The 24930-nt window shown below is 56.4% G+C and carries 24 protein-coding genes; 8 read left to right on the forward strand and 16 right to left on the reverse strand.

Translation table 11 applies throughout. The features are described from left to right. Positions 1-13 precede the first annotated feature (13 nt). The 7 genes from JEM67_RS18625 to JEM67_RS18655 all read right to left on the reverse strand — a co-directional run bounded on the left by JEM67_RS18625 (position 14) and on the right by JEM67_RS18655 (position 9058). A complete protein-coding gene (locus tag JEM67_RS18625) occupies positions 14-721 on the reverse strand; it encodes an ABC transporter permease (RefSeq protein WP_013813742.1) in 708 nt (235 codons plus the stop codon). After that, positions 718-1368 (reverse strand): ABC transporter permease, encoded by a 651-nt coding sequence (locus JEM67_RS18630; protein ID WP_013813743.1) that lies wholly within the window; start codon positions 1366-1368, stop codon positions 718-720. The genes JEM67_RS18625 and JEM67_RS18630 overlap by 4 nt, the downstream gene beginning before the upstream one ends. Positions 1369-1372: 4 nt before the next feature. Further along, positions 1373-2467: an ABC transporter ATP-binding protein gene (locus JEM67_RS18635; protein ID WP_199636269.1), complete on the reverse strand. Its 1095-nt coding sequence runs from the start codon at positions 2465-2467 to the stop codon at positions 1373-1375. Positions 2468-2776: 309 nt separating this feature from the next. Then, complete coding sequence (locus JEM67_RS18640) at positions 2777-4015, reverse strand: multidrug effflux MFS transporter (RefSeq protein WP_199636268.1); 1239 nt, start codon at positions 4013-4015, stop codon at positions 2777-2779. A 156-nt stretch (positions 4016-4171) separates the two neighbouring features. Beyond that, positions 4172-7261 carry an efflux RND transporter permease subunit gene (locus JEM67_RS18645; protein ID WP_199636267.1) on the reverse strand — a complete coding sequence of 1030 codons (3090 nt, stop codon included), beginning with the start codon at positions 7259-7261 and terminating at the stop codon, positions 4172-4174. After that, complete coding sequence (locus tag JEM67_RS18650) at positions 7258-8367, reverse strand: efflux RND transporter periplasmic adaptor subunit (protein WP_199636266.1); 1110 nt, start codon at positions 8365-8367, stop codon at positions 7258-7260. Before JEM67_RS18650 ends, JEM67_RS18645 begins: the two co-directional genes overlap by 4 nt. Before the next feature lie 76 nt (positions 8368-8443). Further along, positions 8444-9058 (reverse strand): TetR/AcrR family transcriptional regulator, encoded by a 615-nt coding sequence (locus tag JEM67_RS18655; protein WP_004946948.1) that lies wholly within the window; start codon positions 9056-9058, stop codon positions 8444-8446. An 89-nt stretch (positions 9059-9147) separates the two neighbouring features. Here JEM67_RS18655 and JEM67_RS18660 point away from each other — a divergent pair, with 89 nt between their 5' ends. Both JEM67_RS18660 and JEM67_RS18665 read left to right on the forward strand, forming a co-directional pair. After that, positions 9148-10605, forward strand: coding sequence for an efflux transporter outer membrane subunit (locus tag JEM67_RS18660; RefSeq protein ID WP_199636265.1), 1458 nt, complete (start codon positions 9148-9150; stop codon positions 10603-10605). A gap of 106 nt (positions 10606-10711) precedes the next feature. Continuing rightward, positions 10712-11488: an NAD(P)-binding domain-containing protein gene (locus JEM67_RS18665; RefSeq protein WP_199636264.1), complete on the forward strand. Its 777-nt coding sequence runs from the start codon at positions 10712-10714 to the stop codon at positions 11486-11488. Between the two features lie 60 nt (positions 11489-11548). Here the strand turns inward: JEM67_RS18665 and JEM67_RS18670 are convergent, their stop codons facing one another. After that, on the reverse strand, positions 11549-11929 hold the full coding sequence (locus JEM67_RS18670; protein ID WP_199636263.1) for a winged helix-turn-helix transcriptional regulator: 381 nt from the start codon (positions 11927-11929) through the stop codon (positions 11549-11551). Positions 11930-12038: 109 nt separating this feature from the next. Here JEM67_RS18670 and JEM67_RS18675 point away from each other — a divergent pair, with 109 nt between their 5' ends. Beyond that, complete coding sequence (locus JEM67_RS18675) at positions 12039-12785, forward strand: NAD(P)-binding domain-containing protein (protein ID WP_233527703.1); 747 nt, start codon at positions 12039-12041, stop codon at positions 12783-12785. A 177-nt stretch (positions 12786-12962) separates the two neighbouring features. Here JEM67_RS18675 and JEM67_RS18680 read toward each other — a convergent pair whose 3' ends face one another. From JEM67_RS18680 to JEM67_RS18690, 3 genes are all read right to left on the reverse strand, one after another. Further along, positions 12963-13451: a DUF2269 family protein gene (locus tag JEM67_RS18680; RefSeq protein ID WP_199636261.1), complete on the reverse strand. Its 489-nt coding sequence runs from the start codon at positions 13449-13451 to the stop codon at positions 12963-12965. 115 nt (positions 13452-13566) lie between these two features. Further along, positions 13567-14349: an AraC family transcriptional regulator gene (locus JEM67_RS18685; protein ID WP_199636260.1), complete on the reverse strand. Its 783-nt coding sequence runs from the start codon at positions 14347-14349 to the stop codon at positions 13567-13569. 16 nt (positions 14350-14365) lie between these two features. After that, complete coding sequence (locus JEM67_RS18690) at positions 14366-15736, reverse strand: MFS transporter (RefSeq protein ID WP_199636259.1); 1371 nt, start codon at positions 15734-15736, stop codon at positions 14366-14368. A 353-nt stretch (positions 15737-16089) separates the two neighbouring features. Between JEM67_RS18690 and JEM67_RS18695 the strand changes: the two genes are divergently transcribed. Beyond that, positions 16090-16641 (forward strand): NADPH-dependent FMN reductase, encoded by a 552-nt coding sequence (locus tag JEM67_RS18695; RefSeq protein WP_199636258.1) that lies wholly within the window; start codon positions 16090-16092, stop codon positions 16639-16641. A gap of 50 nt (positions 16642-16691) precedes the next feature. Here JEM67_RS18695 and JEM67_RS18700 read toward each other — a convergent pair whose 3' ends face one another. Beyond that, positions 16692-17645, reverse strand: coding sequence for a LysR family transcriptional regulator (locus JEM67_RS18700; RefSeq protein WP_199636257.1), 954 nt, complete (start codon positions 17643-17645; stop codon positions 16692-16694). A 138-nt stretch (positions 17646-17783) separates the two neighbouring features. Between JEM67_RS18700 and JEM67_RS18705 the strand changes: the two genes are divergently transcribed. After that, positions 17784-18953 carry a M20 aminoacylase family protein gene (locus JEM67_RS18705; protein WP_199636256.1) on the forward strand — a complete coding sequence of 390 codons (1170 nt, stop codon included), beginning with the start codon at positions 17784-17786 and terminating at the stop codon, positions 18951-18953. A 38-nt stretch (positions 18954-18991) separates the two neighbouring features. After that, positions 18992-19780 carry an ABC transporter substrate-binding protein gene (locus tag JEM67_RS18710; RefSeq protein ID WP_199636255.1) on the forward strand — a complete coding sequence of 263 codons (789 nt, stop codon included), beginning with the start codon at positions 18992-18994 and terminating at the stop codon, positions 19778-19780. A gap of 97 nt (positions 19781-19877) precedes the next feature. On the opposite strand, the gene tmaR is transcribed toward JEM67_RS18710, so the two are convergent. The 3 genes from tmaR to JEM67_RS18725 form a co-directional block, all read right to left on the reverse strand. Further along, positions 19878-20195, reverse strand: coding sequence for a PTS system regulator TmaR (gene tmaR, locus JEM67_RS18715; RefSeq protein ID WP_006318052.1), 318 nt, complete (start codon positions 20193-20195; stop codon positions 19878-19880). Between the two features lie 161 nt (positions 20196-20356). After that, positions 20357-21424, reverse strand: coding sequence for an FUSC family protein (locus tag JEM67_RS18720; protein WP_004946966.1), 1068 nt, complete (start codon positions 21422-21424; stop codon positions 20357-20359). A gap of 99 nt (positions 21425-21523) precedes the next feature. Then, the gene (locus tag JEM67_RS18725) at positions 21524-22291 is read right to left on the reverse strand and encodes an N-acetylmuramoyl-L-alanine amidase (protein WP_199636254.1); all 768 of its coding nucleotides are present in this window, start codon (positions 22289-22291) and stop codon (positions 21524-21526) included. Positions 22292-22473: 182 nt separating this feature from the next. Here JEM67_RS18725 and JEM67_RS18730 point away from each other — a divergent pair, with 182 nt between their 5' ends. Beyond that, complete coding sequence (locus JEM67_RS18730) at positions 22474-23220, forward strand: S24 family peptidase (RefSeq protein ID WP_006326620.1); 747 nt, start codon at positions 22474-22476, stop codon at positions 23218-23220. Between the two features lie 58 nt (positions 23221-23278). On the opposite strand, the gene JEM67_RS18735 is transcribed toward JEM67_RS18730, so the two are convergent. Beyond that, positions 23279-24388, reverse strand: a complete 1110-nt coding sequence (locus tag JEM67_RS18735; protein WP_006326621.1) for an SDR family oxidoreductase — start codon at positions 24386-24388, stop codon at positions 23279-23281. A 258-nt stretch (positions 24389-24646) separates the two neighbouring features. Between JEM67_RS18735 and JEM67_RS18740 the strand changes: the two genes are divergently transcribed. Then, a complete protein-coding gene (locus tag JEM67_RS18740) occupies positions 24647-24856 on the forward strand; it encodes a hypothetical protein (RefSeq protein ID WP_197912466.1) in 210 nt (69 codons plus the stop codon). Positions 24857-24930: the final 74 nt, after the last annotated feature.

Raw genomic sequence — 24930 nt, forward strand, 5'->3', positions numbered from 1 at the left:
GTGAGTAGATGATTCAGCTATTCGATAAAGGCAGTGTTTTTTTACGGCGGCGTTCACGCTGCCGTATACCTGGTGATACCGTGAAACGAATTAAAAAAGAGAAAAATACATCGACCAGTAACGCCAACATTCCCACCATAAAAGCCCCCGCGACCATCTGCGGATAATCGTTCTGCGCACGGCCATCAATAATAAGACGCCCTAACCCGCCGAGAGAAACATAAGCCGCAATGGTGGCGGTCGAAACGATTTGTAATGCCGAGCTCCGGATGCCGGATAATATCAGCGCCAGCGCACAGGGGATCTCAACGGTCAGCAGTAATTTCCACGGCGAATACCCCATGCCAATGGCTGCGTCAATAATTGCCGGATTAATTGCCCGAATACCGGAATAAACGCCCATCATGATCGGCGGCAATGCCAAGATAATCAGCACTATCAGGCAAGGCACAATAAAGGCCAGATCGGATTCAAATACCGGCCCGAAAAGAATGACCAGTAAGATGATCAACCCGAAGGAAGGCAGCGCACGCATGGCATTCGCGCTGCCGATTAATAACGTCGCGCCTTTGCCGGTATGCCCGACATAACACCCCACAGGAAACGCGATAATCACCGCAACAAACAAGGCTTCGATGCTGTAAACCAGATGCTGGAAAATCAACATCAACAGTCCGTCGTCATTAAGCCAATGGCCAGGGTCGAGCAACCAGTTAATCATTTCGCATTCCTTTTCGGTTGCCAGGCGGTGATTTTATTGCCGGTGCGCAGCACCAGATTATCCAGCAGCAGCGCCAGCACGATGCACAGGAAAATACCGGCGATAATCGGCGTCAGAAAATGCAGTTGGAAACCCTGGGTAAATAACGCCCCCAGTTGCGGCATCCCCACCAGCGCCGAGATGGAAACAATACTGACATTCGACACCACCACCACGCGCATGCCGGCGGCGATCACCGGCACCGCCAGCGGCAGTTCGACACTCAGAAATCGCTGTAGCGGCCGATACCCCATAGCCACAGCGGCCTGATGCGTGTCTTGTGGGACAGAATCCAGCCCGTCGCAAACCGTGCGAATCAACAGCGCGAAGGCATACAGCGTCAACGCCACAACGACATTGACGGCGTCCAGAATTTTGGTGCCGAGCAGCCCCGGTAACAAGACAAACAGGGCCAGTGAGGGAATGGTATAAAGCAGCCCCAACAGATTAAGAATGCCGTCCTTAAACTTCCCGCAGCGGTGAAGTAAACCGCCCACCGGAATGGCCAGTGCCAGCCCGATCAAGACGGGAATGATGGACAGATAAACGTGCCAGCCGAGTAACGTCACTATATTTTCCCGCTGCTGAAACAACCAGTCAAAGCGCATGGCATTACCTCTCGGCGTGGGAGTGAGAAAGCGAAAATACCTGTTCGATATTCGCCGTGCCGATGAAGCGTTGTTGTTCATCGACAACAATACCGCGCTGACAGGGAGAACTTAATACAGAATCCATTAACTGCCGCAGCGTGCCATTTTTTGGCGCAAAGGTGCTGCCAAGATTAATGTCTTCCGCCTCTACCGTGGTTTTGTTTTGCTGCACATCATACCAGCCGACCGGGCAATCATTTTCCACCACCAGCACCCAGGACTCATGCCCTGCCACTAAGCGGGCTTCGCTGACCGACATTCCCGGCGCAATGACTTTCTCTTTAGCCAGCGCAATATCTTCAGGGATCATGTCAAAAGAAAGCTTGCGGTATCCGCGATCGCGGCCGATAAAATCGGCGACGAAAGCATCTTCAGGTTCGTTCAATAATTTGACCGGCGAGGCAATTTGCGCCAGACGCCCTCCGGGACGAAAAACCGCCACCTGATCGCCTAATTTCATCGCTTCGTCAATATCATGGGTAACCATGATGATCGTCTTGCCGATTTCACGCTGTAAACGTAAAAACTCCTCCTGCAACTGTTCACGAACCACCGGATCGACGGCGCTGAAAGGTTCATCCATCAGCATGAATTCAGGGTCGGAAGCCAGTGCGCGGGCAACGCCGACCCGCTGCTGCTGACCGCCGGACAACTGCCACGGATAACGTTCTGCCATCGCCAGCGACAGCCCGACCAGTTCCAGAAGTTCCAATGACTTTTTACGCGCCGCCGTGCGCGTTGCCCCGTTAAGCAGCGCGGTGACGGCGATGTTGTCCTGCACCGTTTTATGCGGAAACAGACCGGCATTCTGGATCACATAGCCAATTTTGCGGCGCAGTTTGACCAGATCCATCCCTGCCGTCGGTTGTCCGTTGAGCAAAATACTCCCCGAAGAAGGCTCGATTAACCGGTTGATCATGCGCAGTGACGTGGTTTTTCCGCAGCCCGAAGGCCCGACCAGCATGGTGATTTTGCCTGTCGGCGCACTGAACGACAGCCTGTCTACGGCCACCGTGCCATCGGGGTAAAATTTGCTGATGCTCTCAAATGAAATCATTACGTTTCCTGCCCCATTACGGACTGTTGTTAACCGTCGCCTGCCTTTCAGCTATTCGCAGACCTGATATGTACTAACCTGTATGTACAAGCTAGCAAGCAGGATGCCAACTTACCAAAGCAGGGTGATACCGGCGGTTTTAGGGGGATGGGCTGTACAGAGAGGAAAAAATGAACAAAAGAGGGCATCTCTTGCCCCAAAAAAAACCACTCGCACCATTAAGGTGCTTGCAGGGGTAGAGAGAAGCACTGCACCCGGATTACCGTTGAGGATCCTTGTCGATGCAGGCTTGCCAAAAATGACGGGTTTTTACGAAGACGATGCCGCTAATTTTCCCCGCAGCAGGAACAATAACAGTGCGATCAGACAGGCCGTTGCCTGTATGCCCCCCAGCGTGGTGACGGCGGGGAACGTCAGCACCGAGCCGAGCCAGGTTGTGATTGCAGCCGCCCCCATCGTAAGAAAACCCAGTAATGCGGATGCCAGGCCGGCCTGTTTCCCGAAGGGCCCCATGGTGATTGCCGTTCCCAATGGATTGGCCAACCCCATTCCCCAGAGGTACAGACTCATGGACAAGGTATACCAGGCCAAGCCTGGCGTTTCCGGCCCAATCAGCAGCAGGCTCCCCCCCAATAATGCGGTGAGAATACCTCCCGAGGTAATGACTTGCGGGCCATAGCGACGCGCCAGGCGCGGTGCCGCCATACCTGCGGCAAAGACCACGAACACGGTGGCGGCAAAATACAGCCCGGCCTGTAGCGACGACAAACCTATCCCGTTCATCAAAATGGCGGGCGCGGCACCGAAAGAGGCAAACAATCCGCTCATCAACAGGCTCATCGACAATGCCGGAAGTATAAATTTCCCCTCCATTAGCAGCCTGCCGTACGCAAATATCACACTCGGCATCGAGTGCGGTGCGCGACGCTCAGCAGGATGAGTTTCCCCCAGCACGTTGACGTAAAATACGGCGACAACGAAGGCGGCAATGCCCACCAGTATGAAGATCGCTCGCCAGCCCAACGCCGTAGTCAGCACGCTCCCCACCAACGGCGAGAAGCCCGGTGCGGCAGCCGCTGCGATCATGGTCAGCGACAACGCGCGCGCCAGCGTTTCGCCTTCAAACAAGTCACGCGCAATGGCGCGGGCTAAAACCGCTGCCGCGCATACGCCCAGCGCCTGGATGATGCGCCCGACGATCAGCGTTTCCAGCGAACCGGCGAGACCGCCTACCACCGTACCCACGATGAATATTGAGAGTCCCCCCAACACCAACTTCTTGCGTCCGTATCGGTCAGCCAGCGGGCCGACGACCAACTGAGCCAGCGCGAAGGTGATGAAAAAGCTGGAGAGCGTCAGGCCAAGCTCACGCGCTGACACCCCAAGCTGCTCGCCGATATCCGGAAACGCGGGAAGGATAATGTTGGTGGACAGTATGCTAATGGCAGAAAGACCGGCCAGTAATGCGACGATTTTACCTGTTAGTTGCGGGCCTTCGGCCGAAGGGATAGCCGCCCTCATTTCAGTGGGCGTGTTTTCTGTACTCATGGTAATCCCTCGCCAGGAGTGGCCGGCGCGTAAACACCCTCAGCCTTCATCATCGGACCCTTTCATTTTGCGGTAAACGTCTACCGACACGTCAGGGCTTTGCGGCCACAACGTGTCGGTAGGTTAATAGGGGGATCGCGCTCCCCCCGTTATGACTTACGCCAATGCCGGCTTGTCGGTTGGCGGCGTGTTGTCCGGGCGTATCTTGAACCAGATGGCATACATCGCCGGCAGGAACACCAGCGTCACGATAGTTCCGCCAAAGGTCCCGCCAATCAGGGTGTAAGCCAGGGTGCCCCAGAACACCGAGTGGGTGAGCGGGATAAACGCCAGAATGGCCGCCATCGCCGTGAGCAACACCGGTCGGGCTCGCTGAATCGTCGCCTCGACCACCGCATGGAACGGATCCAGCCCTTCCTGCACGTTGTGATGGATCTGCCCTATCAGGATCAAGGTATTACGCATCAGGATGCCCGACAGCGCGATCAACCCCACAAGCGCATTGATGCCAAACGGCTGGTTGAAGAGCAGCAGCGTTGGCACCACCCCAATCAGCCCCAGTGGCGCGGTGAGGAAGACCATCACCATCGCCGACATCGAACGCACCTGCAGGATGATGATCAACAGCGTCATGGCAATCATGATAGGAAACAGCGGTGCCATCGCCTGAGTGGCTTTCCCGGATTCTTCAATCGACCCCGCCTGCTCGATGCGGTACCCGGCCGGGAGTTGGTCGATAACCGGCTGCAACGCTTTCGTGATCGCCGCGGACACATCCGGCGGTTGCAGGTTTTCGGCTATGTCGCCCCGCACCGTAACGGTCGGGGTACGATCGCGCCGACGGAGAACGGGATCTTCCATGCGTACATCGACATCCCCTATTTGCGACAGCGGAATGCGCTGACCGGCAGCCCCCACCAACGTAAAGCCGGCAATTTTTTCCGGGTCAAGCCGGATATCCCCCGCGGCACGGCCCATGACCTGCACCGAACGGATATCTTCACGCACGGAGGTGATCGGCACACCCGAGAGCAGGAACTGAAGTTGCTGGGCGACCGCCGTTGAGGTCAACCCCACGGCCTGCAAGCGGTCCTGATCGAGCGTGAAATGCAGCGTCGGCACCGGCGGGCCCCAGTCGGAGTTGACGGTCCTCATCATCGGGCTGGCCTGCATGATCCTCTCGACCTGATCGGCGATCGCGCGCAATAGCTCGGGATTCGGCCCCATCACGCGATAGGCAACGGGGAATGGCGAGTACGGGCCAAATACCAGTTGCGTAACCCGGACACGCGCTTCGGGTGCCAGCCCATCGGCCACCGCCTGGCGAAGACGAAACTTGAGCGCCTCACGCGCTTCCGGGCTGTCCGTCAGTATGACAATCTTCGCGAATGACGAGTCGGGCAACTCCGGCGCCATCGCCAGATAAAAACGCGGTGACCCCTGCCCGATATAGGACGTGACGATTGTTGCCTCTTTCTGCTTTTTCAGCCACGCCTCGATCTTGGCCGTTGCGGCGCTGGTCTGTTCAATGGCAGTGCCATAAGGCATCTGTACTTCCACCAGCACTTCCGGGCGGTCGGAGGTGGGGAAGAACTGTTTTTTCACCAACCCCATGCCGAGAATGGCCAGAGTAAACACGGCAATGACCGTGCCCGCCACGACCCATTTCCGGGCGATGACGCGCGTCAGCAGTCGACGAAAGCGGTTGTAATTGCGGGTGTTGTAGATGGCCGTGTGCCCACCCTCAACCGTTTTGATTTTCGGCAGCATTTTCACGCCCAGGTAAGGCGTAAACACCACCGCCACCACCCAGGAAGCAATCAGGGCGATGCCCACGATCCAGAACATGTTGCTGGTGTACTCGCCGGCGGTGGACTGCGCGAAACCGTTGGGCATAAAGCCGACGGCCGTCACCAGCGTACCGGCCAGCATCGGGGCCGCCGTGTGGCTCCAGGCATAGGCCGAGGCTTTGATACGGTCGTAGCCCTCTTCCATTTTCACCACCATCATTTCGATGGCGATGATGGCATCATCCACCAGCAGCCCCAGAGCCAGGATCAGCGAGCCGAGGGTGATGCGGTCAAAGTTCTTGCCGGTGGCCTCCATCACCACGAAAACGATAGCCAGCGTCAAGGGCACCGCCGCCGCAACCACCACGCCCACGCGCCAGCCCATGCTGACGAAACAGACCACCATCACCACGAGCAACGCGACGAAGAACTTGATCATGAACTCGTCGACGGATGAGCTGATGTTCACCGACTGATCGGTGACTTTCGTCAATGTCATGCCCAACGGCATGCCTTCATTGATTTTTGCCGTCTCCGCATCCAACGCCTTGCCCAGATCCAGGCCGTTCCAGCCCTCACGCATCACGATGCCCAGCAACAGCGCCGGCTCACCCTGATTGCGCACCAGGAAGGTCGCAGGATCTTCGTAGCCACGTTCGACCTTCGCCACGTCCGAGAGTTTTAACGTCCTTCCCTGAACCACAATCGGCGTATCGCGGATCTTCTCCAGCTTGTCGAAGGCACCGTCCAGGCGCAAAAAGACCTGCGGCCCATGGGTTTCAATCGAACCGGCCGGCGTAAGCACGTTCTGGTTGTTGAGCGCGGAGAAAATGTCCTGCGGGGAGATACCCAGCGTGGCCAGCCGGTCATGCGAGAAAGAGACGAAGATACGCTCAGCCTGCTCCCCGACGATATTGACCTTCTTTACCCCTGGGACATGCAATAAACGCTGGCGCAACGATTCGGCATCGCGCACCAGCAGGCGCTGCGGTTCCCCTTTGGCTTTCAATGCAAAGAGCGCAAAGGTCACGTCCGAGAATTCATCGTTGACCATCGGGCCGATCACGCCCGCCGGCAGATTCTTGGCCTCGTCGCCGAGTTTTTTGCGCGCCTGATAGAATTCTTCCTGCACCTGTGAAGGCGGCGTGCTGTCCTGCAGCGACATCATGGTAAAAGCCAGGCCGGGCCGCGTGTAGGTCTCGCTGCGGTCGTACCATTTGAGCTCCTGCATGCGCTTTTCAAGCGGCTCGGCCACCTGATCCTGCATTTCCTGCGCGGTGGCGCCCGGCCAGGCAGAAATGATCGTCATCTGCTTGACCGTAAACGGCGGATCTTCCGCACGCCCCAGCTCGAAGAACGAAAGAATGCCGGCCACGGTAATCAGGATGATAAGGAACAAAGTGATTGAGCGCTCGCGAACGGCGAGCGCCGAAAGGTTGAACCGCCCTTCGCTCATGGCCGGCTCCCGGCGACGCTGGCATCGCTCTGATTACCAAGACGGACGGCTTCGCCTTCGTGCAGCAAATGCGCGCCCAAAGCCACCACCCGTTCACCGGGCTTGAGGCCGCCGGTCACCCTGGCCGCATCGTCGCCCAGGCCAAGTACCTGAACCGGCCGCCACGACACTTTGGCAGGCTGGCCGGAAATGCCCCACACGCCCGGTCCTTTGCCCGGATCATAGAGAGCGGCGATAGGCACCTGCAGCACCTGCCCGGTTAACTTGCCTTCAGCGATGGCGAGGGTAACGGTGGCACCCAGCGGTGCGCTCGCCAGCGCCCCCTCCAGCACATACCTTGCCTCAAAGGTGCGCGTCAGAGGATCGGCCGCATCGGAGAGCAGGCGCAATTTTGCGGGAACCGCCGCCGTATCCTTGCCGTATAACGTCGTCAGGGCCTCGCTCCCGATAGCCGGGCGCAACGTTTCAGGCAAATGTACGATGGCTTCTCGCTGCCCCGCCCGCGCCAACCGTACCACCGGTTGCCCTGCACTGACGACCTGCCCCGGCTCGGCCAGGGTGTCCACCACCACGCCGTCTGCGTCGGCCAGCAAGACGGCATAGCCCGTCGCATTACGCGCCACGTCGGCCTGTGCCTGCGCCGCGCTGAGCTCCGCTTTGGCCGTATCGGCAGTGGCCTTTATCTGATCGTAAGCCGAAGCCGAGATGGCCCCTGAGGCAACCAGACCGCGATAACGCGCTTCGTCATCGGTAGCCTGTCTGGCGCGCGCCCGTGCGGCGGCGACCGCCTGCTGTTGGGCTTGCGCCTGCAGGCCAAGATCGACGGGATCCAGACGCATCAGCGGCTGACCGCGTTTGACGCTTTGGCCGGTATCGACCAGACGTTCAAGTATTTTACCCTGCACCCGAAAACCGAGATCGCTTTGAACGCGGGCGACGACGACGCCGGTGAAGGCGCGGGAGGCATCGACGGCGCTCTTCACGGTAGCCGCCCTCACCAGAGGAGGTTGGCTACGCGGATCGTCGACGCTGGCAGCGTCGCCGCACGCCACCAGGGCGAAAGATAACAGGCAAACAGCAAAGGGGGCGGATTTTAGCCGGAGCATGGGTTCCCTTAATTAATGAACAGGACGGTAACCGCATTCTCCAACCAGTGACCAATAATGTCAATGGTCACAAATTTTAAGGCGCCATGCTGCGCAGTATCAATGCCGACAGAAGTACCGCCGCCACCGGCGCATTCTCCAGGTTATTTTGCAGTTGGACAGGGCAGATGTAGGGCCGCAGCACCAGGGAGATCGCCAGTGTCGCTTCATCCAGCGGCGTTTTGCGCTCGAACTCCCCCGACTGCCTGCCCTCGAGCAGGATGTGCTGGATCACCTGGCACAAACGTTCTTCATACGCCACCACCGAAGGCCAGCGTTCGCGGGCGGCGACGGCAGCGATGTCGTAAAGCTTGCGATCGTGAAAAAACAGGTCGCTGCCTGCTTCCGTCAACGCTTTGAAAAGACGCCTTAATTTTTCCGATGCCGTCGGCGCATCTGCGAGCGCCGAATTGACAATCTCCATGATCATGGCCAGCCGATTGACGCAGATCACCTCACCAATTGCCTGTTTGGAATCGAAAAATTTATAGATGTAGGCCTTGGAAAAACCAATCGCCTTGGCCAAGTCGGACACGGTGGTTTTCTCATACCCAAAGTGCCCGAAGTGCTCTGTGGCGGCTTCCACGATCTGATCGCGAACGCTGTGATCCAATGGCCCTCGCGGGGAAAGTGCATTCATGTGTTTAGTCATTTTTCTAGCTTAGCTCGATGAGCACTGATTGACAACAAGTGACCATTTGGTAATGTAGTCACCATTCTGCTTCGACTCAAGGAATCCCCATGTTTCCCCTCCGTACTCTTGCTCTGGTTGTGAGCGCCGTCTTACTGGCGGGTTGCGCGGTTGGACCGGATTACCAGCGCCCGGACGCTCCACTCTCGGATCGTTATCAGGCCCAATCCGCCGTCCAACAGAGAAACGCCGCCCGGCCAGCCAGTTTTGCGGTCTGGTGGGAAGGCTTTGACGATCCCTTATTGAGTGACCTCGTTTCAAGCGCACTCGCGCAAAATCTCGATCTGGCTCAGGCAAGCGCCCGGATGGCGCAGGCCCGCGCCGGACTTGGCGCGGCGACAGCGGCGTTGCTGCCGGCGGGTAATATCAGCGGACAGGCCACTCGCGCCTATCAGTCGGTCGAGACTCCGCTTGGCCAAGTGCTCAGCTCAACCCCGGATTATAATCGCTATGGCAATAGCTATGAAACCGATCTGAACGCAAGCTGGGAGATTGATGTTTTCGGGGGACTGCGACGCGGTCGCGAGGCCGCGCGGGCTGATTATCAGGCCTCCGAGGCGGGTGTTGCCGCAACCCGCCTTGCCGTCGCGGCCCAAACCGCCGATATCTATATCACCCTGCGCGGCTTGCAAACCCGGTTGGCTATCGCAAACAAGCAAGTCAGTACGCAACAAGAGCTACTGGACAAAGTGCAACTCCTTCACAGCAAGGGGCTGGCCGCTGAGTACCACGTCCGCCAGACCGAAGGATCCCTTGCGCAGGTTCAGGCAACGGTGCCGGTTCTCCAGACCGGGCTCGACGCCGCCATGAACGCGCTGGACGTCATGCTCGGCACCCCGCCCGGCACTCATCGCGCTCAGTTGACTACGCCGGGCGCCATTCCGCAGGCTCCGCAGATCACCTCCACGGGCACCCCCGCCGATCTGCTGCGCCGCCGCCCCGACATTATCGTGGCCGAACGCCATCTTGCCGCGTCCAGTGCGCGCATCGGGGTGGCCGTCAGCGAGTACTATCCGAAGTTTTCACTCAGCGCATTACTCGGCAGCACAACGGCGGTGGCAAGCGGTAACCTGTTCTCCAGCGGCGCCAGCCAATCGGCAGGCGTATTGGGGCTGCGTTGGCGGCTCTTCGATTTCGGTCGTATCAACGCGCAGATCGATCAGGCGAAAGGCCAGGAGGCCGAAGCGCTCGCAGCTTACCGTCTGTCGGTGTTACGCGCCACCGAAGACGTCGAAAACGCCTTCTCCGCACTGATCAATCGTGAAACACAAGCAGCAATACTGACCGGGGGTGAAACGGCCCTGGCCAGCGCCAGGCAATCGTCTTTCGTTGCCTACCGGCAAGGGACAGCCAGCCTGATTGACGTCCTGCACAACGATGAAGCCTTGCTGCAGGCCTCCGACGCCAGGGCACAGGCCCAAACGGAATCGGCGCGCGCGGCGGTCGCTACGTTCAGGGCGCTCGGGGGCGGTTGGCAGCCTCCGCAAGCCGGTGCAATGACGCAATGAATGCTAAGAATCCTCGTCCGCAACAAGTGCGGTAATTGCACTGTCGTGACTTCTCCGCACCGTAAATGCGGCTACAGAACAGAGACTGATCACCGGAGCGTTGTTAATGAAAAGGATGGGGATTCTGGACGTTGACGAACTGACCGAAAAACTGGTCAGGGGAATGTTTCTCGCCGTTCCTGAGGCACAGATATTTCTTGTCTCTGGCAACAATGAACGGGCGCGCAGGCTGGAGAGAGAGCTACCCTGCTGGACTCTGGATAATTACCAGGATGTCGTCGACGAGGTTGACGTTATTATTACCGGCGTGAGCCGACATGCTCTCAATGAAATCGCAAACCAGGTGCAACTGCGCAGCTCGCAAACGCTGGTTTCTCTGGTTCCGGGGATGGGCTCTCAGGGCCTGCGAGATCTGTTCAGGCACGCTGACTGCGTCAGATTGATGCTGACTTTCGCCGCTGAAATCAACAAATCGAGCGTGATCCTGACAGCCGCTGACGAAAAGATCCAGGACCTGTTTTCCCGATTAGGCCAACTGACCGTGCTCCCCAACGAATCGGACTTTGATTTGGCGACGGTAAGCCTTTGCATGAACGGGTGGTTCTACTTCTTCGCCGAGGGCTTGCAATGCTGGCTTGCCGAGAAAGGCATGGCAGCGGAGGTTGCCCGTCGTCTGGTACTCGGCGGGTTGAAAGATTGCGCGGAGTATGCGGGCCATAATGCCTCTATCGCCTTGGGCGATCTGGGTAATGATATGGCCTCTTCTGAGCGCTTAACCCTACAGGGGCTGGAAGTGCTTACCCAAATGCAGGCGCTTAATCCCTGGCGTGCTGCGTCAGAAACGGTTTTATCGGTCGTGCAAAAAACCACGCCGCCCCAATAAAGCGACGCATCCTTGTTAGGGTTGAGGGCAACGAATTCCTCTGTAGACTTCACAATCACATCACATTGCCTGTGATCCTTCATCCATGATCCGCTGCTTCTCCTCAGCCCAGTCGATGAGCGCTTCCATCGCAGGCCCCAGCGCAATACCCGTAGCGCTCAGAACATATTCAACCCTGGGCGGCACTTGCGGATACACCGTCCGTGTGACGATGCCATCGGTTTCCAACTGCCTAAGCTGCTGAATCAGCATCTTTTGATTGACGCCTTCCACCAATCGCTCCAGGTCAGAAAAACGTAGCGGGCCTTTGGCCGCAAACAGTTGGCAGATGATGATGATTTTCCACTTGCCTTCCAGCACCCGCAGGGCCTCGGTGGTCACCGCTGCCCAGGCCAGCCGACGTTGGGGATCCTCACAGTTCCAGACGCGTTCTTTCTTCATACTTACTTTTTTGGGTGTTACTTACTTTTTGGTGTGTTCTTGCAAGATTAACATGTACACCATAAAGTGGCCACACGCTCAATCCCCTAATTCTAGAGAGGCAAAAAACATGGAAATTGGCATCATCGGTACGGGCAATATCGGCGGTACGCTGGCCCGCAAGCTTAAAGCTGCGGGCCATCACGTACGCGTAGCGAACTCCAAAGGCATTCAGGGCGTCCAGAACTTTGCCGATGAAATCGAGGTCACTGCGGCGGATGTCTATGGTGCGGTGAAGGGAGCGGATGCGATCATTGTGTCGATCCCGCTGCCTGCACTGGCATCGCTGCCAAAGGATCTCTTTGATGAGGTACCCGATACGGTGCCGCTGATTGATACCAGCAACTATTATCCCGGCTTGCGCGATCCCCGCATTCCGGAAATCGATAACGGCATGACTGAAAGCCTATGGGTATCGCAACAACTTGGGCACCCGGTGATCAAGGCATTCAACAATATTCTTGCCTATTCGCTTGCGGAGCTCGGAACGTCAAAAGGCTCACCATCGCGTTTGGCGGTTGCCGTCGCGGGCGATGACGTCACGTTAAAACAGATTGTTATGACGTTGGTGAACGACACCGGGTTCGATCCGGTCGATGCGGGTTATCTTGAAACGTCCTGGCGGCAGCAACCGTCAACACCGGCCTACTGCTGCGATTACGGTGTGGAAAAAATGAAGAAAGGTTTGGCCGCAGCCGTAAAGGGTGAAGCGGCGCAAAAGCGCGATCGGCTACCTGAACTGTTCGGAAAACTGGGGGCCAACCCGACTCATGAAGATATCGTGGCCATGAACCGCTCGCTCTATCCGCTTATCTAATGACAAATACGGGGAGCGTAAACCCCACCCACCGGATTAAAGCAGGTGGGGTTTAGACGTTCCTGCACATGTTCGATCACGCCGGTATTTTGCCGACGGCAAAAGGCCTGGAGATCACCACGGTAGCCGCCTATTGGGCGTGACCGCCCAAGCCGGGGCTAAAATATTCGCGATGCTCTAACCCAACCCATGCACCCATGGCGCCAGGTTCAGCACATTGATTTGCAGTTGGCTGTGCAACAACATAATCACCAGAATCAGTGAGGTGCAGATCATCTGGGCAATCACCGCCTTATGCAGCCGAACGGCGTTTTCTGCCCAACCTGGCTCACCGGGCTGTAATTGGGCCAGCACCTCGTTGGTCGGATCGCGCCAGCGCTTTTCCGCCGCAGAATCAACAATGAAAATCACCACGCTGAGGATGAACCAGAGTTGGAACACCCGGTGCCAATCCTGCAGCCAAAACAGGGCGATCCCACTCAGCATCAACGCCCAACCGGCGATATTGTAAAACCGATCGCTGGCAGCCAACCCGCTCAACAACAGCGTTTTATTCTCCGCCTGACAACGCGCCAGCCGCGCAGACAACCAAGGGGCGAAAAGCAACGGGCCGGTTGCCGCCACGGCGGCCAGGGCGTGCACTATTTTGATAACGTCATAGCTCAATGCCAATTCCTCTCTTTATTTCAGCAATGAGCGCTATGTTACGGGAGAAAAACGCTGGCAAGAATGTTCAAAAAACACAGACTATCGAATAAAACGGACAATAAAAGCGACACTGTCACTCCGGATCATTCAACCGATAATCCTGGAGATATTTGCGAATTTTACCTGGGCAAGTGCCCGCCACCCGGCGAAACCAGTGGCCAAACGAATCCCCGGAAGAAAACCCCAGCATCACGGAAAGCCGGTCATTCGATGCCCCGGCGGCCAACCCCTGCCAGGCGACGGCCAGCAGCAGGCGATTGTGCCACTCGGTGTAGCGTAACCCGGTTTCTTTGCGGAACAAACGGGCCAGCGTGCGCTCCGTGGCCCCCACCTGTTTACCCCATTCGGCCAGGCTGTGATGCCGGGCCGGGTTATCAATCAGGCTGTCGGTGACCTTTTTCAAGCGACTGTCTTGCGGTAAAGGCAGGGTGAAATGGCTGTCGGGCTTCTCTTCGATTTCTTCAAACAGCATCTGCAACATGCTATTGCGGCGCGTTTCCGCAAGCGGCATTTTGACATCTGCCAGCCGTTCGCACAGTGCCGAGATCAGAAAGGAAGAGTCAATCAGTCTGATGTGAGAGGTAAAGGAACGGCAAAGCTCAGGCGCGATATACAGGACAGTCAGATCAACACGGTTGTAAGCCTGCCCCCAATGCAGGGTATTTGGCGGTATCCACACCGCCATGCCCGGCTTCATCAGCCAATGCTGATCGGGAGTATGCCCGTATAACACCCCGTGTTTGATCAAGACGAACTGCCCCAGCGGGTGGCTGTGGGGAACATTTTCCTCCTCAGGCACCCGGTTCAGGACGCGTTCAACGATCAGCGCATTATAATCCGATGTTGTTGCTTCCATTCATTCCACACAGTACTTATCTGGCCGAATAGGCTCGGGGCAACAGCAACGAAAAGACCAGCCCCACCAGCATGCTGACCCCGAGAATAATAAAACACACCTGGAACGCGTAGGCGCCGGCAAGATGGAGTTGCACCGTCGCCAGCGTATTCACCCCCAACACTGCCCCCAGATTACGCAAGAACTGCACGGTTGCCGTCCAGGAACCCAGCCGATCGGCCGGCGCCGCGTTCTGCGCAAAAACCAGCGTCGTGGTCGCCGTAAACCCCATCCCCAGGCCGATTAATGCCAGGGCAAAAGCCATCAACGGCATATGATGATGCCCTACCGCAGGCACCATCAGGAACGCCCCGCCAGACAGCATCAACATACCCAAGAGCGCCATGCGCAGATAACCGAGGGTTGCCAGTTTGTTACCGCAAACCGCCGCACCCACGACCCAGCCAAGAGCGGTCAGCATGATTAACAGGCCGCTGGACACCACCGAACCCATCTGCTGGCTGAGCGCCAGCGGCATCAACGTCACCGACGAATACAGCCCGGCGCTTGAAAGCAGCACCAAAATAATAACGGAAAGCAGAGAGCCACGCTGGAAGAATTGTAATGGAATGGGACTGCTTTCCGGCCGCTGACGCACGCGCAATACCAACAGCAACAACGCCACCAGCATCACCGCCCACAGACCACGCACCGCACCTTTAATCACTTCGGGCTGGCTTATCAGCAGTAACAGGCTGCACGCCAGCACAATCAGCAACAGCTGCGCCAGTAAATCGAGGCGAGCCTTGCCGCCAGCCCCTTTACCGACCGCCGGCGTAACGAACAACAGCGACAGCGCCAACAGCCCCACGGGAATATTGAACCAAAAAATGGTGCGCCAACCGAGCGTATTGGCCAGCACGCTGCCAAGCAGCGGCCCCAAAATCGCCGAAAGCCCCCAAACCCCGCTCAACATACCTTGCATTTTGCCGCGCTTTTCCGCGTCAAACAGCATCGCCAGCAGCGAATAAGAGAGCACAATAATGCCTCCGGCCCCGGCGCCCTGCAGCGCCCGCGCCACAATCAGCGCCGGCATGCTGGCGCTGACAGCCGCCAGAACGGAGGCGCCCAGAAACACCAACAGACACACCTTAAACGTGGTCGACACCCCCAGTTTGTCGCTGCAGGCGCCAGCCAACGGCGCGACCAGCGCCACCGGCAACAAAAAGGCCGACATCACCCACGGATAGAGCGCAGGATGCCCCAGTTCCTTGCTGATGGCAGGCAGCACCGTGCTGACAATGGTGCTGTCGACCGCCGCCAGGAAAAGGGCGATGATCACCGCCGCCACGCCCAATCCCTGTTTCTTTTGCGACGCTGTCGGCGTCGCTAATACGTATTCTTTCATAATTTTCCTGCTGATTAAGCGGCGTTAATGAAAAAACTGCCGCACAATCGCCGCCGTTTCGTCATGGCGACAAATGATAGGTAATGGCGTCGAAAACATATCGATATGCTGCTGTTTATACAGAAAGGACACATTTCTCGATTACCTTAAGGTCAGGGGGCATCCGCGAGAAATATTAATGTATGATTATGTATTGAGGAATGTTTCGTTAAGACAAGAAATCGAATGAAACGGACAAGCAGAGTGTTTTTATGTGAATGGGTGTTCATTCTTTAGATCAAGAAATGCTGTTATCTTGACGAGAATTAAATGACAAAAACCAGATTCACGTAAAAATCGGGAGAAGGCGTTTTATGGCTGATACATTTCATATTTTAGGATTATCAGGCAGCCTGCGCGTCGCCTCGTTGAACAGCCTTTTTTTACGCGCGATGGATCGGGTGCGCCCTGAACATGTGACCTTCGAAATCTATTCGCGCCTGGACGCGATCCCCTTATTTAACGCGGATCATGAAGATAAAAGCGCTCCTGATATCACGCACTGGCGCAACGCGCTGGCAAGGGCCGATTTAGTTCTGTTGGTCAGCCCGGAGTATGCTCACGGCGTGACCGGGGTGATGAAGAATGCCCTCGACTGGATCGTTGGCAGCGGTGAATTGACCGACAAACCGCTGGCGTTTCCTAACCTGTCCATCCGGGCAGAACTGGCACAGTCACAACTTGCGGAAACGCTGCAAATTATGGGTTGCCGTCAGATAGAGGCATGCAGCCCGCGCGCAACCCTTGAAGCCCCTTATGTGTTGCCGGATGCCACTGAGCAAACGCTGATTGACCATCCTGATATCGGCCCAAGGCTGAAAGCCTTGTGGCGCAACATTGAACACGCGTTGTCCGTATCGCGCTGACACCGCGTTGTTTCTCATCATAAAAGTAAAATCCAGACAGGTAGGCAAACCTAAATCAGGATCCGCACCCGTTCGAAAATCCGGCGGTCTTCCTGCCGTGCCGAGCGGGTATGCAGACGCAGTTGGCGCACCAGAGAGTCAATCAGAGCATTCGCCGCCGCGCTCAGGATGCTGTTGCGACGGGTGACGATATTCAGCCGCACCGGGTCGCAGCTTTCCCGCAGCGTCAGCGGCATCAGGCGCCCGGTAAGCTGCGGCAGCCCGGCCAGCGGCGCCGGGCACCAGGTGCACATGTCCGCCGACTCCACCATTGCCTGTAGCATGCCAAGGGAATGGGCGTGGATGATGCGATGGGGATCAAGCTGGGCGCCATGGCGGCTGAACAGTTGGCGGACCAAATCGTCATAGTTTTCCGGCGTGTAATTCAGCACCCAATCCTGTTCAAGCAGTTGGTGGATCGAGGTGCTTTGGCTCAACGGATGCCCTTGCCGCACCATCACCGCCGTTTCGTAGTCCAGCAGCGGTTCGCAATGAAACTCCTGCGGCGCCATAGAGGCCGGCAGCGGCGTGATGGCGAAATCCATCGTGCCCTCTCGCAGTTGCGATTGCGCGTTGGCCATCAGGCTTTCAAACAGCTCCAGCCTGACCTTGGGCATCTTTTTGCGAAAGGCCACCACCGCCGGCGGCAACACCGTCAGCATCAGCCAGGGCGTTATCGCCGCTTTTACCTGATCTTCCGCCAACCCGCGCAGACCCGCCATTTCCATGTTGGCCTGTTCCAACTGGTTAAGCACCAGCCGGGCGTGGGCCAACAGCGTTTTGCCGTAAGGGGTAAAACCCAATCCGGCCGGCGTGCGGATCAGCAACGGCAGTTCCTGCTCCTGTTCCAGTTCGCGCAAGGCCCGCGTGACCGCCGCTTGTGAAAGCCCCAGTTGCCGCGCGGCGCCGCGAATGCTGCCGCTGTCGGCGCTGGCGACCAAGGCTTGTAACTGATGCAGTTTCATCGCGCCCCTGACAACCAAAGATTGTCAGCATAACCGAACGGCGGCTCCCCGGCAAAAAGGTTGTTTGCTAGTCTCGAAGACACCCTGCTTTCCGGCTGTCGACCCGCCGAAAATCGGAAATTCACTCTGGAGACGGTGATGCCAAACCCGCTTGTTTTACCTGAAATAGCCGCTGTTAAGCACGAAATGGTCGCCATTCGCCGCCATATCCACGCACATCCCGAATTGGGCTTCAACGAGTTCGCCACCAGCGATCTGGTGGCGAAACTGCTGGCCGAATGGGGTTATCGGATTACACGTCATGTAGGACAAACCGGTGTTGTCGCCACGCTGCAACGCGGCACGGGGAAATCGCTCGGCTTGCGTGCCGACATGGACGCACTGCCGATCGAAGAAGCCACCGGGTTGCCCTATGCCAGCACCCATAACGGCGTGATGCACGCCTGCGGTCATGACGGCCACACCACCATGCTGCTGGCGGCGGCGCGCTATCTGGCACAGCACCCTTCGTTTATCGGCACCCTGCACCTGATTTTCCAGCCAGCGGAAGAAGGCGGCGGCGGCGCCCGAGTGATGATTGAAGACGGACTGTTCGAGCGCTTCCCCTGCGATGCCGTGTTCGCCATGCATAACGTTCCCGGCTTTCCGGTCGGTCAACTGGGTTTTGCCAGCGGCCCCTTCATGTGCTCGGCCGATACGGTCACCATTACCCTGCACGGCCAGGGCGGTCACGGCGCAGTGCCGCAGCACACGGTCGATCCGGTGGTAGTGTGCGCCGCCATAGTGATGAGCCTGCAAACCATCGTCTCGCGCAATATCGATCCGCAAGAGACGGCGATCGTCACGGTTGGCGCGATCAACGCCGGCAAGGCCGCCAACGTGATCCCTGCCAGCGCCCAAATGACGCTAAGCGTGCGCGCACTGGATGCCGGAGTGCGCCAACGGTTGGAAAGCCGCATTACCGCACTGGTCACGGCCCAAGCCGCCAGCTTTGGCGCCACAGCGGACATCGACTACCAGCACGGCTACCCGGTGTTGGTGAATCATGTGGAGGAAACCGAACTGGCGCGCCGCGTGGCGCTGGACTGGGCGGGCGAACCTCAGCTTATCCCGTCACTGCGGCCGTTTACCGCCAGCGAAGATTTTGCTTTTATGCTGGAAAAATGCCCCGGCAGCTATATCTCAATCGGCAACGGGGAAAGTACGCCCGGAAATGCGCTGCATAACGCCGCTTACGATTTTAACGATGAGTGCCTGCCCATTGGCGCCACTTACTGGGTCAAGCTGGTTGAGCGCTTTTTAGCTTAATGTCCTGACTTGACCGCCACAACGCTGAGGAAAATGAAATGAAGACAACAATGAGTCTGGTTTTAGTCTTGCCACTGGCGTTAAGTTTTGCGGCCTTTGGCGGGGAGTTTAGCGGTAAAGTGATTAAGTTGGGCGTAGACCCGACCTATCCACCGCTGGAATATAAAACTCCGCAGGGTGTGCTGACCGGTTTCGGCGTCGATATCGCGCAGGCGATGTGCGATCAGATGCAGGCCAAATGCGTTTGGGTCGAGAGCAGTTGGGACGGGATGATCCCCGGGTTGTTGGCGAAAAAGTTTGACGCCATAGCCTCGTCGATGACCATCACGCCGCAGCGTCAGATGCAAATTGCGTTTTCAAACAAGGTTTCCAACGCCCCGGCGCGTCTGGTGGCCCGTAAAGGCAGCGATCTGCAGCCCACCGCGGCTTCGCTGAAAGGCAAGTCGGTTGGCGTACAGCAGGGTTCCAGCCAGGAAGCCTACGCCACGGCCCTGTGGCGAACGGCCGGCGTCAACGTGGTGTCCTATCAAAGCCAGCAGGAAGCCAATGAAGATCTGATCAATGGCCGTTTGGATGCTTCGCTGCTGGCCAGCGTCAGCGCCAGCGAGTTCTTCCATACTCCGGCGGGGAAAGACTTTGCGTTTGTCGGCGCCGAACTCAATGACAGCAAGTATTTTGGCATCGGCGACGGTATTGGGTTGCGCAAAGAGGATACTGCACTGCGCGACGCATTCAATTCTGCGCTGCAAACAATCATTGCCAACGGCACTTACAAGAAAGTGAATGATAAATATTTTGATTTTGACGTCTACGGCGCAGGCCAATAACGCGCAAAAACGGCGTTGGGCTAGCGGTTCGGCGCAATAACAGAGACGAGCGGGGAAACTAAAAGGGCCAGGCGAATGCCTGACCCGATAAAACCTGTTACTTCACTTCGCCCATAGCCTTCAGCTTTTTGGACAAATCACGGCGCTCTTTAGACAGATCGGCATTTTTGATGATGTAGTCATCAACGCGATCTTCATAGTCGCTACGCATGTTGGCAATGATACCCTGAACGTCTTCAATGCTCATGCCTGGCTTGATGTACTCACTCAGGTTGTCGAGCAGCAGCACACGCTTCTGGTTATCACGGACTTTCTTCTCGTTGTCGATAATTTCGCGCTGCAGCTTATTTTTACGGCGGAACATACGCACAAACTCCAGAACGTCCTGGAAACTCGGCTTATTTGCATTATCCATCTTCATACCCTTGCTTTAGTAATACACAGATTCATTTGCTTACGGCCACAATGACACCAAGATACAGGTTTGTGGCGGTCCGGCACAACTCTCATTGCCTTATCTTACCCACTTTAACCGCCTGACAAAAACCCGAAGCGCCTGCTTCATGATCTGACCCCCTAATCGTGACCGGCAGCGGTACAAACCTTGAGCAAATCGCCCAGTTCTTCCAACTGCTGCGTCAGCTCCATGCTCAGCCAGACATAGCCATAGATCGGTGCTTCACCGTGCTGGACAACGCTGGCCTCCTGCATCAGGGTTTTCAGTTCGGCGGCGATTTCGCTCAGTTGCCCCACCGCCGCCTGCTGTTGTTCCTGGGGGCCGTTGTGCATCATTTCCGCCAACGATTCGAGCGAACGCAGCGTCAACAGTTGCGCGCTGCGCAGCGTTTTGGCATTCAGCATAATAAAATGGGTTTCGCGCGAGGCCCAGTAAGCGTCCGCCAACAGCTCAAGCGTGCACACCAGATTGCGGCTCAGCGTCTGTACCGCTTCAAATACCGTTGTGGGAATGCGGGTTTCTTTGCTGCTGGGGACGATCAGCCCACGTAACCTGACCACCTGGCTCAGCAGATCTTTCAACTGCGGCTCCAGCCGAGGCCGTTCAATCATGTTCGGCGAGAGATAAGCGCCGTAGATTTTGCCTGCGCTCTGCAGACAATCGGCCAACTGCATGCGCCACAGGATATAAGCGCGCTGCGGATAAATACTGCTGAACAACAGCGCCAGCAGCGAACCAAAAATCACGTCGCCGCTGCGCCACAGTGCAGTATGCATATCACCGGCACCGGCACCGCAGACTACCGCCAACGTGATGCCCACCAGCAAGGCCATATAGGGCCGCTTGCCGAGCGTCAAATAGCCGCAGAAAAACATCACTACCCCGCACCACGCCAGCATCAGCGACAGCGAGTAAAGTTCAAGATACAGGGCAATCAGGCCGGAGACGGCACCGAATACCGTGCCGGCAATGCGCTGCAACGCCCGCTGCAACACGTTGCCCCAAAATGAGATCGGCCCCATCACCACCACCAGGGTGATGAGCGGCCAGGTGCCTTCCGGCACCTCGAGCAGGCGGATCAGCAGGAAGGTCAGGACAAACGCCAGCCCAATGCGCAAACCATGGACGACGCGGTAATGCCGATAGGTCAGTCGTTCAAAAGGCGATATTTTTCTGTCGAGGCGCACAATGCATCCCGTTACCGATGACGAGGAAGAAGCTTAGTTTAGCGGAGGAAAGCGGGTGGAGAAAAGGCGGATGAGGCGTCCCCCACCCGCAGGCGAACCTTAAGCGGCATATTTGTCGACCAGCGCTCGCAGAATGGCGGCGGTTTCCACATCCATTACGCCGCCATACTGCTGCGGGCGGAAATGCAGTTGGAAGGCACGTACCAGTTGGCAATAGCCCTCGGCGTCGGTCGCAGCCGAGGTGTCGTAACCGTATTTGGCGAACAGCGCCAACAGTTCTCGCTGCGTGGGAATGCCCTGGCAGTGATACTCACGCTGGTGATGCTGTTTAACCGCGTCGTCATACCAGGCGCCTACGCCGGCCTGATGCAGTTGACGCCACGGGAATTGCGGGCCGGGATCGCTCTTGCGGCCCGGCGCGATATCGGAATGCGCCACCACGTTGATCGGCGTGATATCCGGATAGCGTTGCAGGATATTTTGCGCCAGCTGCGTTACCGCCGCGAGCTGCTGCGGGTTAAACGGCGGGAAAGTAATGTCTTCGCCCTCGCCGTTCGCCAGATTCACGATCTCAATGCCAATCGCCGTATCGTTGAGATTATTGCGGCTACCCCACTTGCTGACTCCGGCATGCCAGGCCCGTTCATCTTCATCTACCAGGTTGAAAATACGCACGCCGCTAAAGCCGGCCGCCTGATAGGTTTGATCTTCCGGATCCGGCACCAGGTAATGGGCACTGACCGATTTTCCGGTCAGTGATTGCACCGAATCGGCAAAATTCTGCGCCGTGTAATGCAACACCAGAAAACGCACGCGGTGGCCAAAACCGACCACCGAACGGTAGCTATTGTAATCAATACTGAACATCGTAGATTCCTTCTTCTCAGTTGGTCTTCATTAGCACCTTATCGTCATGTAGGGGTCGCCCCTACACTGCCTGCGTGAACGCTGTCCACTCTTTTAGATTTAGCTAATTGCTAAATTAAACGCAAACTGTTTTTAGCAAAAACGATATTTACCTTTTTGCTAAAGAATGCAATCATCCGACGATGGAAACCAAAGAAATAAGACGCAATAATTTGCGCGACCTGATGGCCCGCTACGCCCGGCAAGGCGTTAACCAGAATGAGTTTGCGATACTGGTTGAGTCCTCCGCGCCGACGCTAAGCCAAATCACCGGTGAGAAATCCTCCCGCAACCTGGGCGACAACCTCGCCAGGCGGATCGAGGCCAAACTGAACCTGCCGAAGGGCTGGTTTGACGTTTTCCATGAAAAACAGCTGGTGCGCCCTTTCGATAACGTGGCGGCAGAGTCGGATTTTCAACCTGCCCGCCTGAAACCGGTGGTGTGGGAAGATACCGAACAAGACAAGGAAGAGTTTGTGGAAATTCCCCTGCTGGATATCGATTTCTCAGCCGGTGATGGTTGCTATGAAATCGTTGATCGTGAAGAGTTCTCGCTGATCTTCCGCCGCTATTATCTGCACAAGATGGGGGTGGCGGTGAATGCCGCGCGGATCATCCGTATCTCCGGATCCAGCATGGAGCCACGCCTGCAGGACGGCGACGTGGTGGGCATCAACACGGATGACACCCGCATCCGCGAAGGTAAAACCTACGCTATCCGCCACGGCAATCTGCTGCGGGTGAAGGTCTTGATCGAGCAGCCTGACGGCGGCGTGACGATCCGTTCCCTGAACCGGGAAGAATATCAGGATGAGCATCTGAGTTATGCGCAGCGCAAAGACCAATTGGTGGTGCTGGGCCGCGTTTTCTGGTCTTCTTCATCCTGGTAATGGCAAAGATATCCCCGATAAATTTCGTCTGTAGCCAGGCGAGCGATTCGCCCTGACTTTATTTGAAATCCACCACCATTTGCTGCTGGATCGATAAACCGCGAGTGGACTGTACGCAACAGGCAATGTAGTCGGTAAAACGCGGTGGTTTCGGCATACCCAGTTTAAGGATTTTTTCGTTGCTGAAACGAACGTTGAGCATGGCAAATGAGCCATACAGGCGCATCGCCTTCAGCATCAGCCGCTCGTTGCACGGCCCGAAAATATCCTTTAGCTGCTTGCGCATTTTCAGCAACGCTTCGTAACTGACCTGTGCATAACGATCGCCAAGCGGCGGTTTTTCCAGCGCGGCGGCAATGGCGCTATCGATATCCGCGAAACTGACGCTGCACTCTTCCCCTGCGGAGATGTGGTAAACGTCATTATCCAGCGCTTCACTGTTCAGTAGCATTACCATCGCATCGGCGCAGTAATCAACCGGGATCACATCGATATTGTCCTGCAACGAGCACATAAACTTGCGCAGCATCAGCGCCATGCTGAACACCCAAAAAATACTGCTGGAAGGTTGGCAGCCAAGGCGAGTATGCCCCACCACAATGGAAGGACGGGCGATCACCAGCGGCAGTTGCGGGCAGCGTTGACGCATCAACTGTTCAATGGTGGATTTGGACCGGGTATATTCCACCAGATGCTCGGCGGTTTCTTCAAACTCTGCGCTTTCTGCCACCAGTGAACCCGGCTCAGGCGCACAAGACATGGCGGTGCCCACGTGCAGAAAACGTTTCAATCCTTCCACCTGCGCCATTCTCTCGGCAAAGGCCAACGTGCCTTCAACATTAACCTTCCAAATAAGTGGGTTATTGCCAAATGACGCTACTGCCGCACAATTGATAACGTGCGTTACATTGTTAATACGTGTGTCAGACAAAAAATTAGCAGGCTCACTTAAATCGCCCAACAATATATTTTCTATCGTGATTTTAGAAAATAACTCAGCATCAATATTAAATTTCTCCATATTAATACGAATGCGATCTAATCCTTGCTGCGCGCTTTCGGCACGCACTAACAGCAGATAGTTAATTGACTGATTTTCATTCAGTAATTTTTCAAGGACTGCACCACCAAGAAAGCCGGTAGCGCCGGTCAATAGCAGCGTTTTCATAATATGTACCCACATTGGCATTGAATGTCGCTAATTGTATGCGGAGATAATTAAACGAATATTAAATGGAACTCAGTGGCTCTACGTTATCTTTTCTTAATATTATCTTAAGGAATATCCTGAAACACCGTTACGGTATCTTGTAACACATTCAATAAAAAACAACCTGTATTAAACAACGCCGTTTATCGACCATTGATACAAGCTCTGATTTAATTTACCGGTCAATACCTTTCACTTTTATCGTCAGGAGTTTCTATGAGCTATAACCAAAAAGCCTGGTTGAGCATTTTGGTCCTGTGCAGCGTTTTCTGGCTGGCGGTGTTCGGCAGCGTTCTTTCGGTCAATCGGGTCGTCGAACGTGACCATCAACAAAGCCAGGAGGCGCTCACGGCGCAAACCTCACATAGCTATCATGCCACTGCCGCATCTGGCCACAGCCTGCAGGCAGGGTCGCGGGCCTTGTGAGGCTCCCCCCTGAATGGGGTAGGGACAAGTACCGCTAACGATCCTATGATGCCCTTTAGTTCACAGGGAGAAGA

This window comes from Serratia sp. PAMC26656, from assembly GCF_016469055.2.
GTDB lineage: Bacteria > Pseudomonadota > Gammaproteobacteria > Enterobacterales > Enterobacteriaceae > Serratia > Serratia plymuthica.

Bases quoted from the DNA above. Each gene is read 5' to 3' on its own strand.
- JEM67_RS18640 (WP_199636268.1), bottom strand. From the start codon at position 4,015: ATGAGTACAGAAAACACGCCCACTGAAATGAGGGCGGCTATCCCTTCG.
- JEM67_RS18740 (WP_197912466.1), top strand. From the start codon at position 24,647: ATGAGCTATAACCAAAAAGCCTGGTTGAGCATTTTGGTCCTGTGCAGC.
- JEM67_RS18635 (WP_199636269.1), bottom strand. From the start codon at position 2,467: ATGATTTCATTTGAGAGCATCAGCAAATTTTACCCCGATGGCACGGTG.
- JEM67_RS18660 (WP_199636265.1), top strand. From the start codon at position 9,148: ATGTTTCCCCTCCGTACTCTTGCTCTGGTTGTGAGCGCCGTCTTACTG.
- JEM67_RS18645 (WP_199636267.1), bottom strand. From the start codon at position 7,261: ATGAGCGAAGGGCGGTTCAACCTTTCGGCGCTCGCCGTTCGCGAGCGC.
- JEM67_RS18630 (WP_013813743.1), bottom strand. From the start codon at position 1,368: ATGCGCTTTGACTGGTTGTTTCAGCAGCGGGAAAATATAGTGACGTTA.
- JEM67_RS18700 (WP_199636257.1), bottom strand. From the start codon at position 17,645: ATGAAACTGCATCAGTTACAAGCCTTGGTCGCCAGCGCCGACAGCGGC.
- JEM67_RS18735 (WP_006326621.1), bottom strand. From the start codon at position 24,388: ATGAAAACGCTGCTATTGACCGGCGCTACCGGCTTTCTTGGTGGTGCA.
- JEM67_RS18665 (WP_199636264.1), top strand. From the start codon at position 10,712: ATGAAAAGGATGGGGATTCTGGACGTTGACGAACTGACCGAAAAACTG.
- JEM67_RS18730 (WP_006326620.1), top strand. From the start codon at position 22,474: ATGGAAACCAAAGAAATAAGACGCAATAATTTGCGCGACCTGATGGCC.
- JEM67_RS18685 (WP_199636260.1), bottom strand. From the start codon at position 14,349: ATGGAAGCAACAACATCGGATTATAATGCGCTGATCGTTGAACGCGTC.
- JEM67_RS18675 (WP_233527703.1), top strand. From the start codon at position 12,039: ATGGAAATTGGCATCATCGGTACGGGCAATATCGGCGGTACGCTGGCC.
- JEM67_RS18725 (WP_199636254.1), bottom strand. From the start codon at position 22,291: ATGTTCAGTATTGATTACAATAGCTACCGTTCGGTGGTCGGTTTTGGC.
- JEM67_RS18695 (WP_199636258.1), top strand. From the start codon at position 16,090: ATGGCTGATACATTTCATATTTTAGGATTATCAGGCAGCCTGCGCGTC.
- JEM67_RS18690 (WP_199636259.1), bottom strand. From the start codon at position 15,736: ATGAAAGAATACGTATTAGCGACGCCGACAGCGTCGCAAAAGAAACAG.
- JEM67_RS18710 (WP_199636255.1), top strand. From the start codon at position 18,992: ATGAAGACAACAATGAGTCTGGTTTTAGTCTTGCCACTGGCGTTAAGT.
- tmaR (WP_006318052.1), bottom strand. From the start codon at position 20,195: ATGGATAATGCAAATAAGCCGAGTTTCCAGGACGTTCTGGAGTTTGTG.
- JEM67_RS18650 (WP_199636266.1), bottom strand. From the start codon at position 8,367: ATGCTCCGGCTAAAATCCGCCCCCTTTGCTGTTTGCCTGTTATCTTTC.
- JEM67_RS18670 (WP_199636263.1), bottom strand. From the start codon at position 11,929: ATGAAGAAAGAACGCGTCTGGAACTGTGAGGATCCCCAACGTCGGCTG.
- JEM67_RS18705 (WP_199636256.1), top strand. From the start codon at position 17,784: ATGCCAAACCCGCTTGTTTTACCTGAAATAGCCGCTGTTAAGCACGAA.
- JEM67_RS18625 (WP_013813742.1), bottom strand. From the start codon at position 721: ATGATTAACTGGTTGCTCGACCCTGGCCATTGGCTTAATGACGACGGA.
- JEM67_RS18655 (WP_004946948.1), bottom strand. From the start codon at position 9,058: ATGACTAAACACATGAATGCACTTTCCCCGCGAGGGCCATTGGATCAC.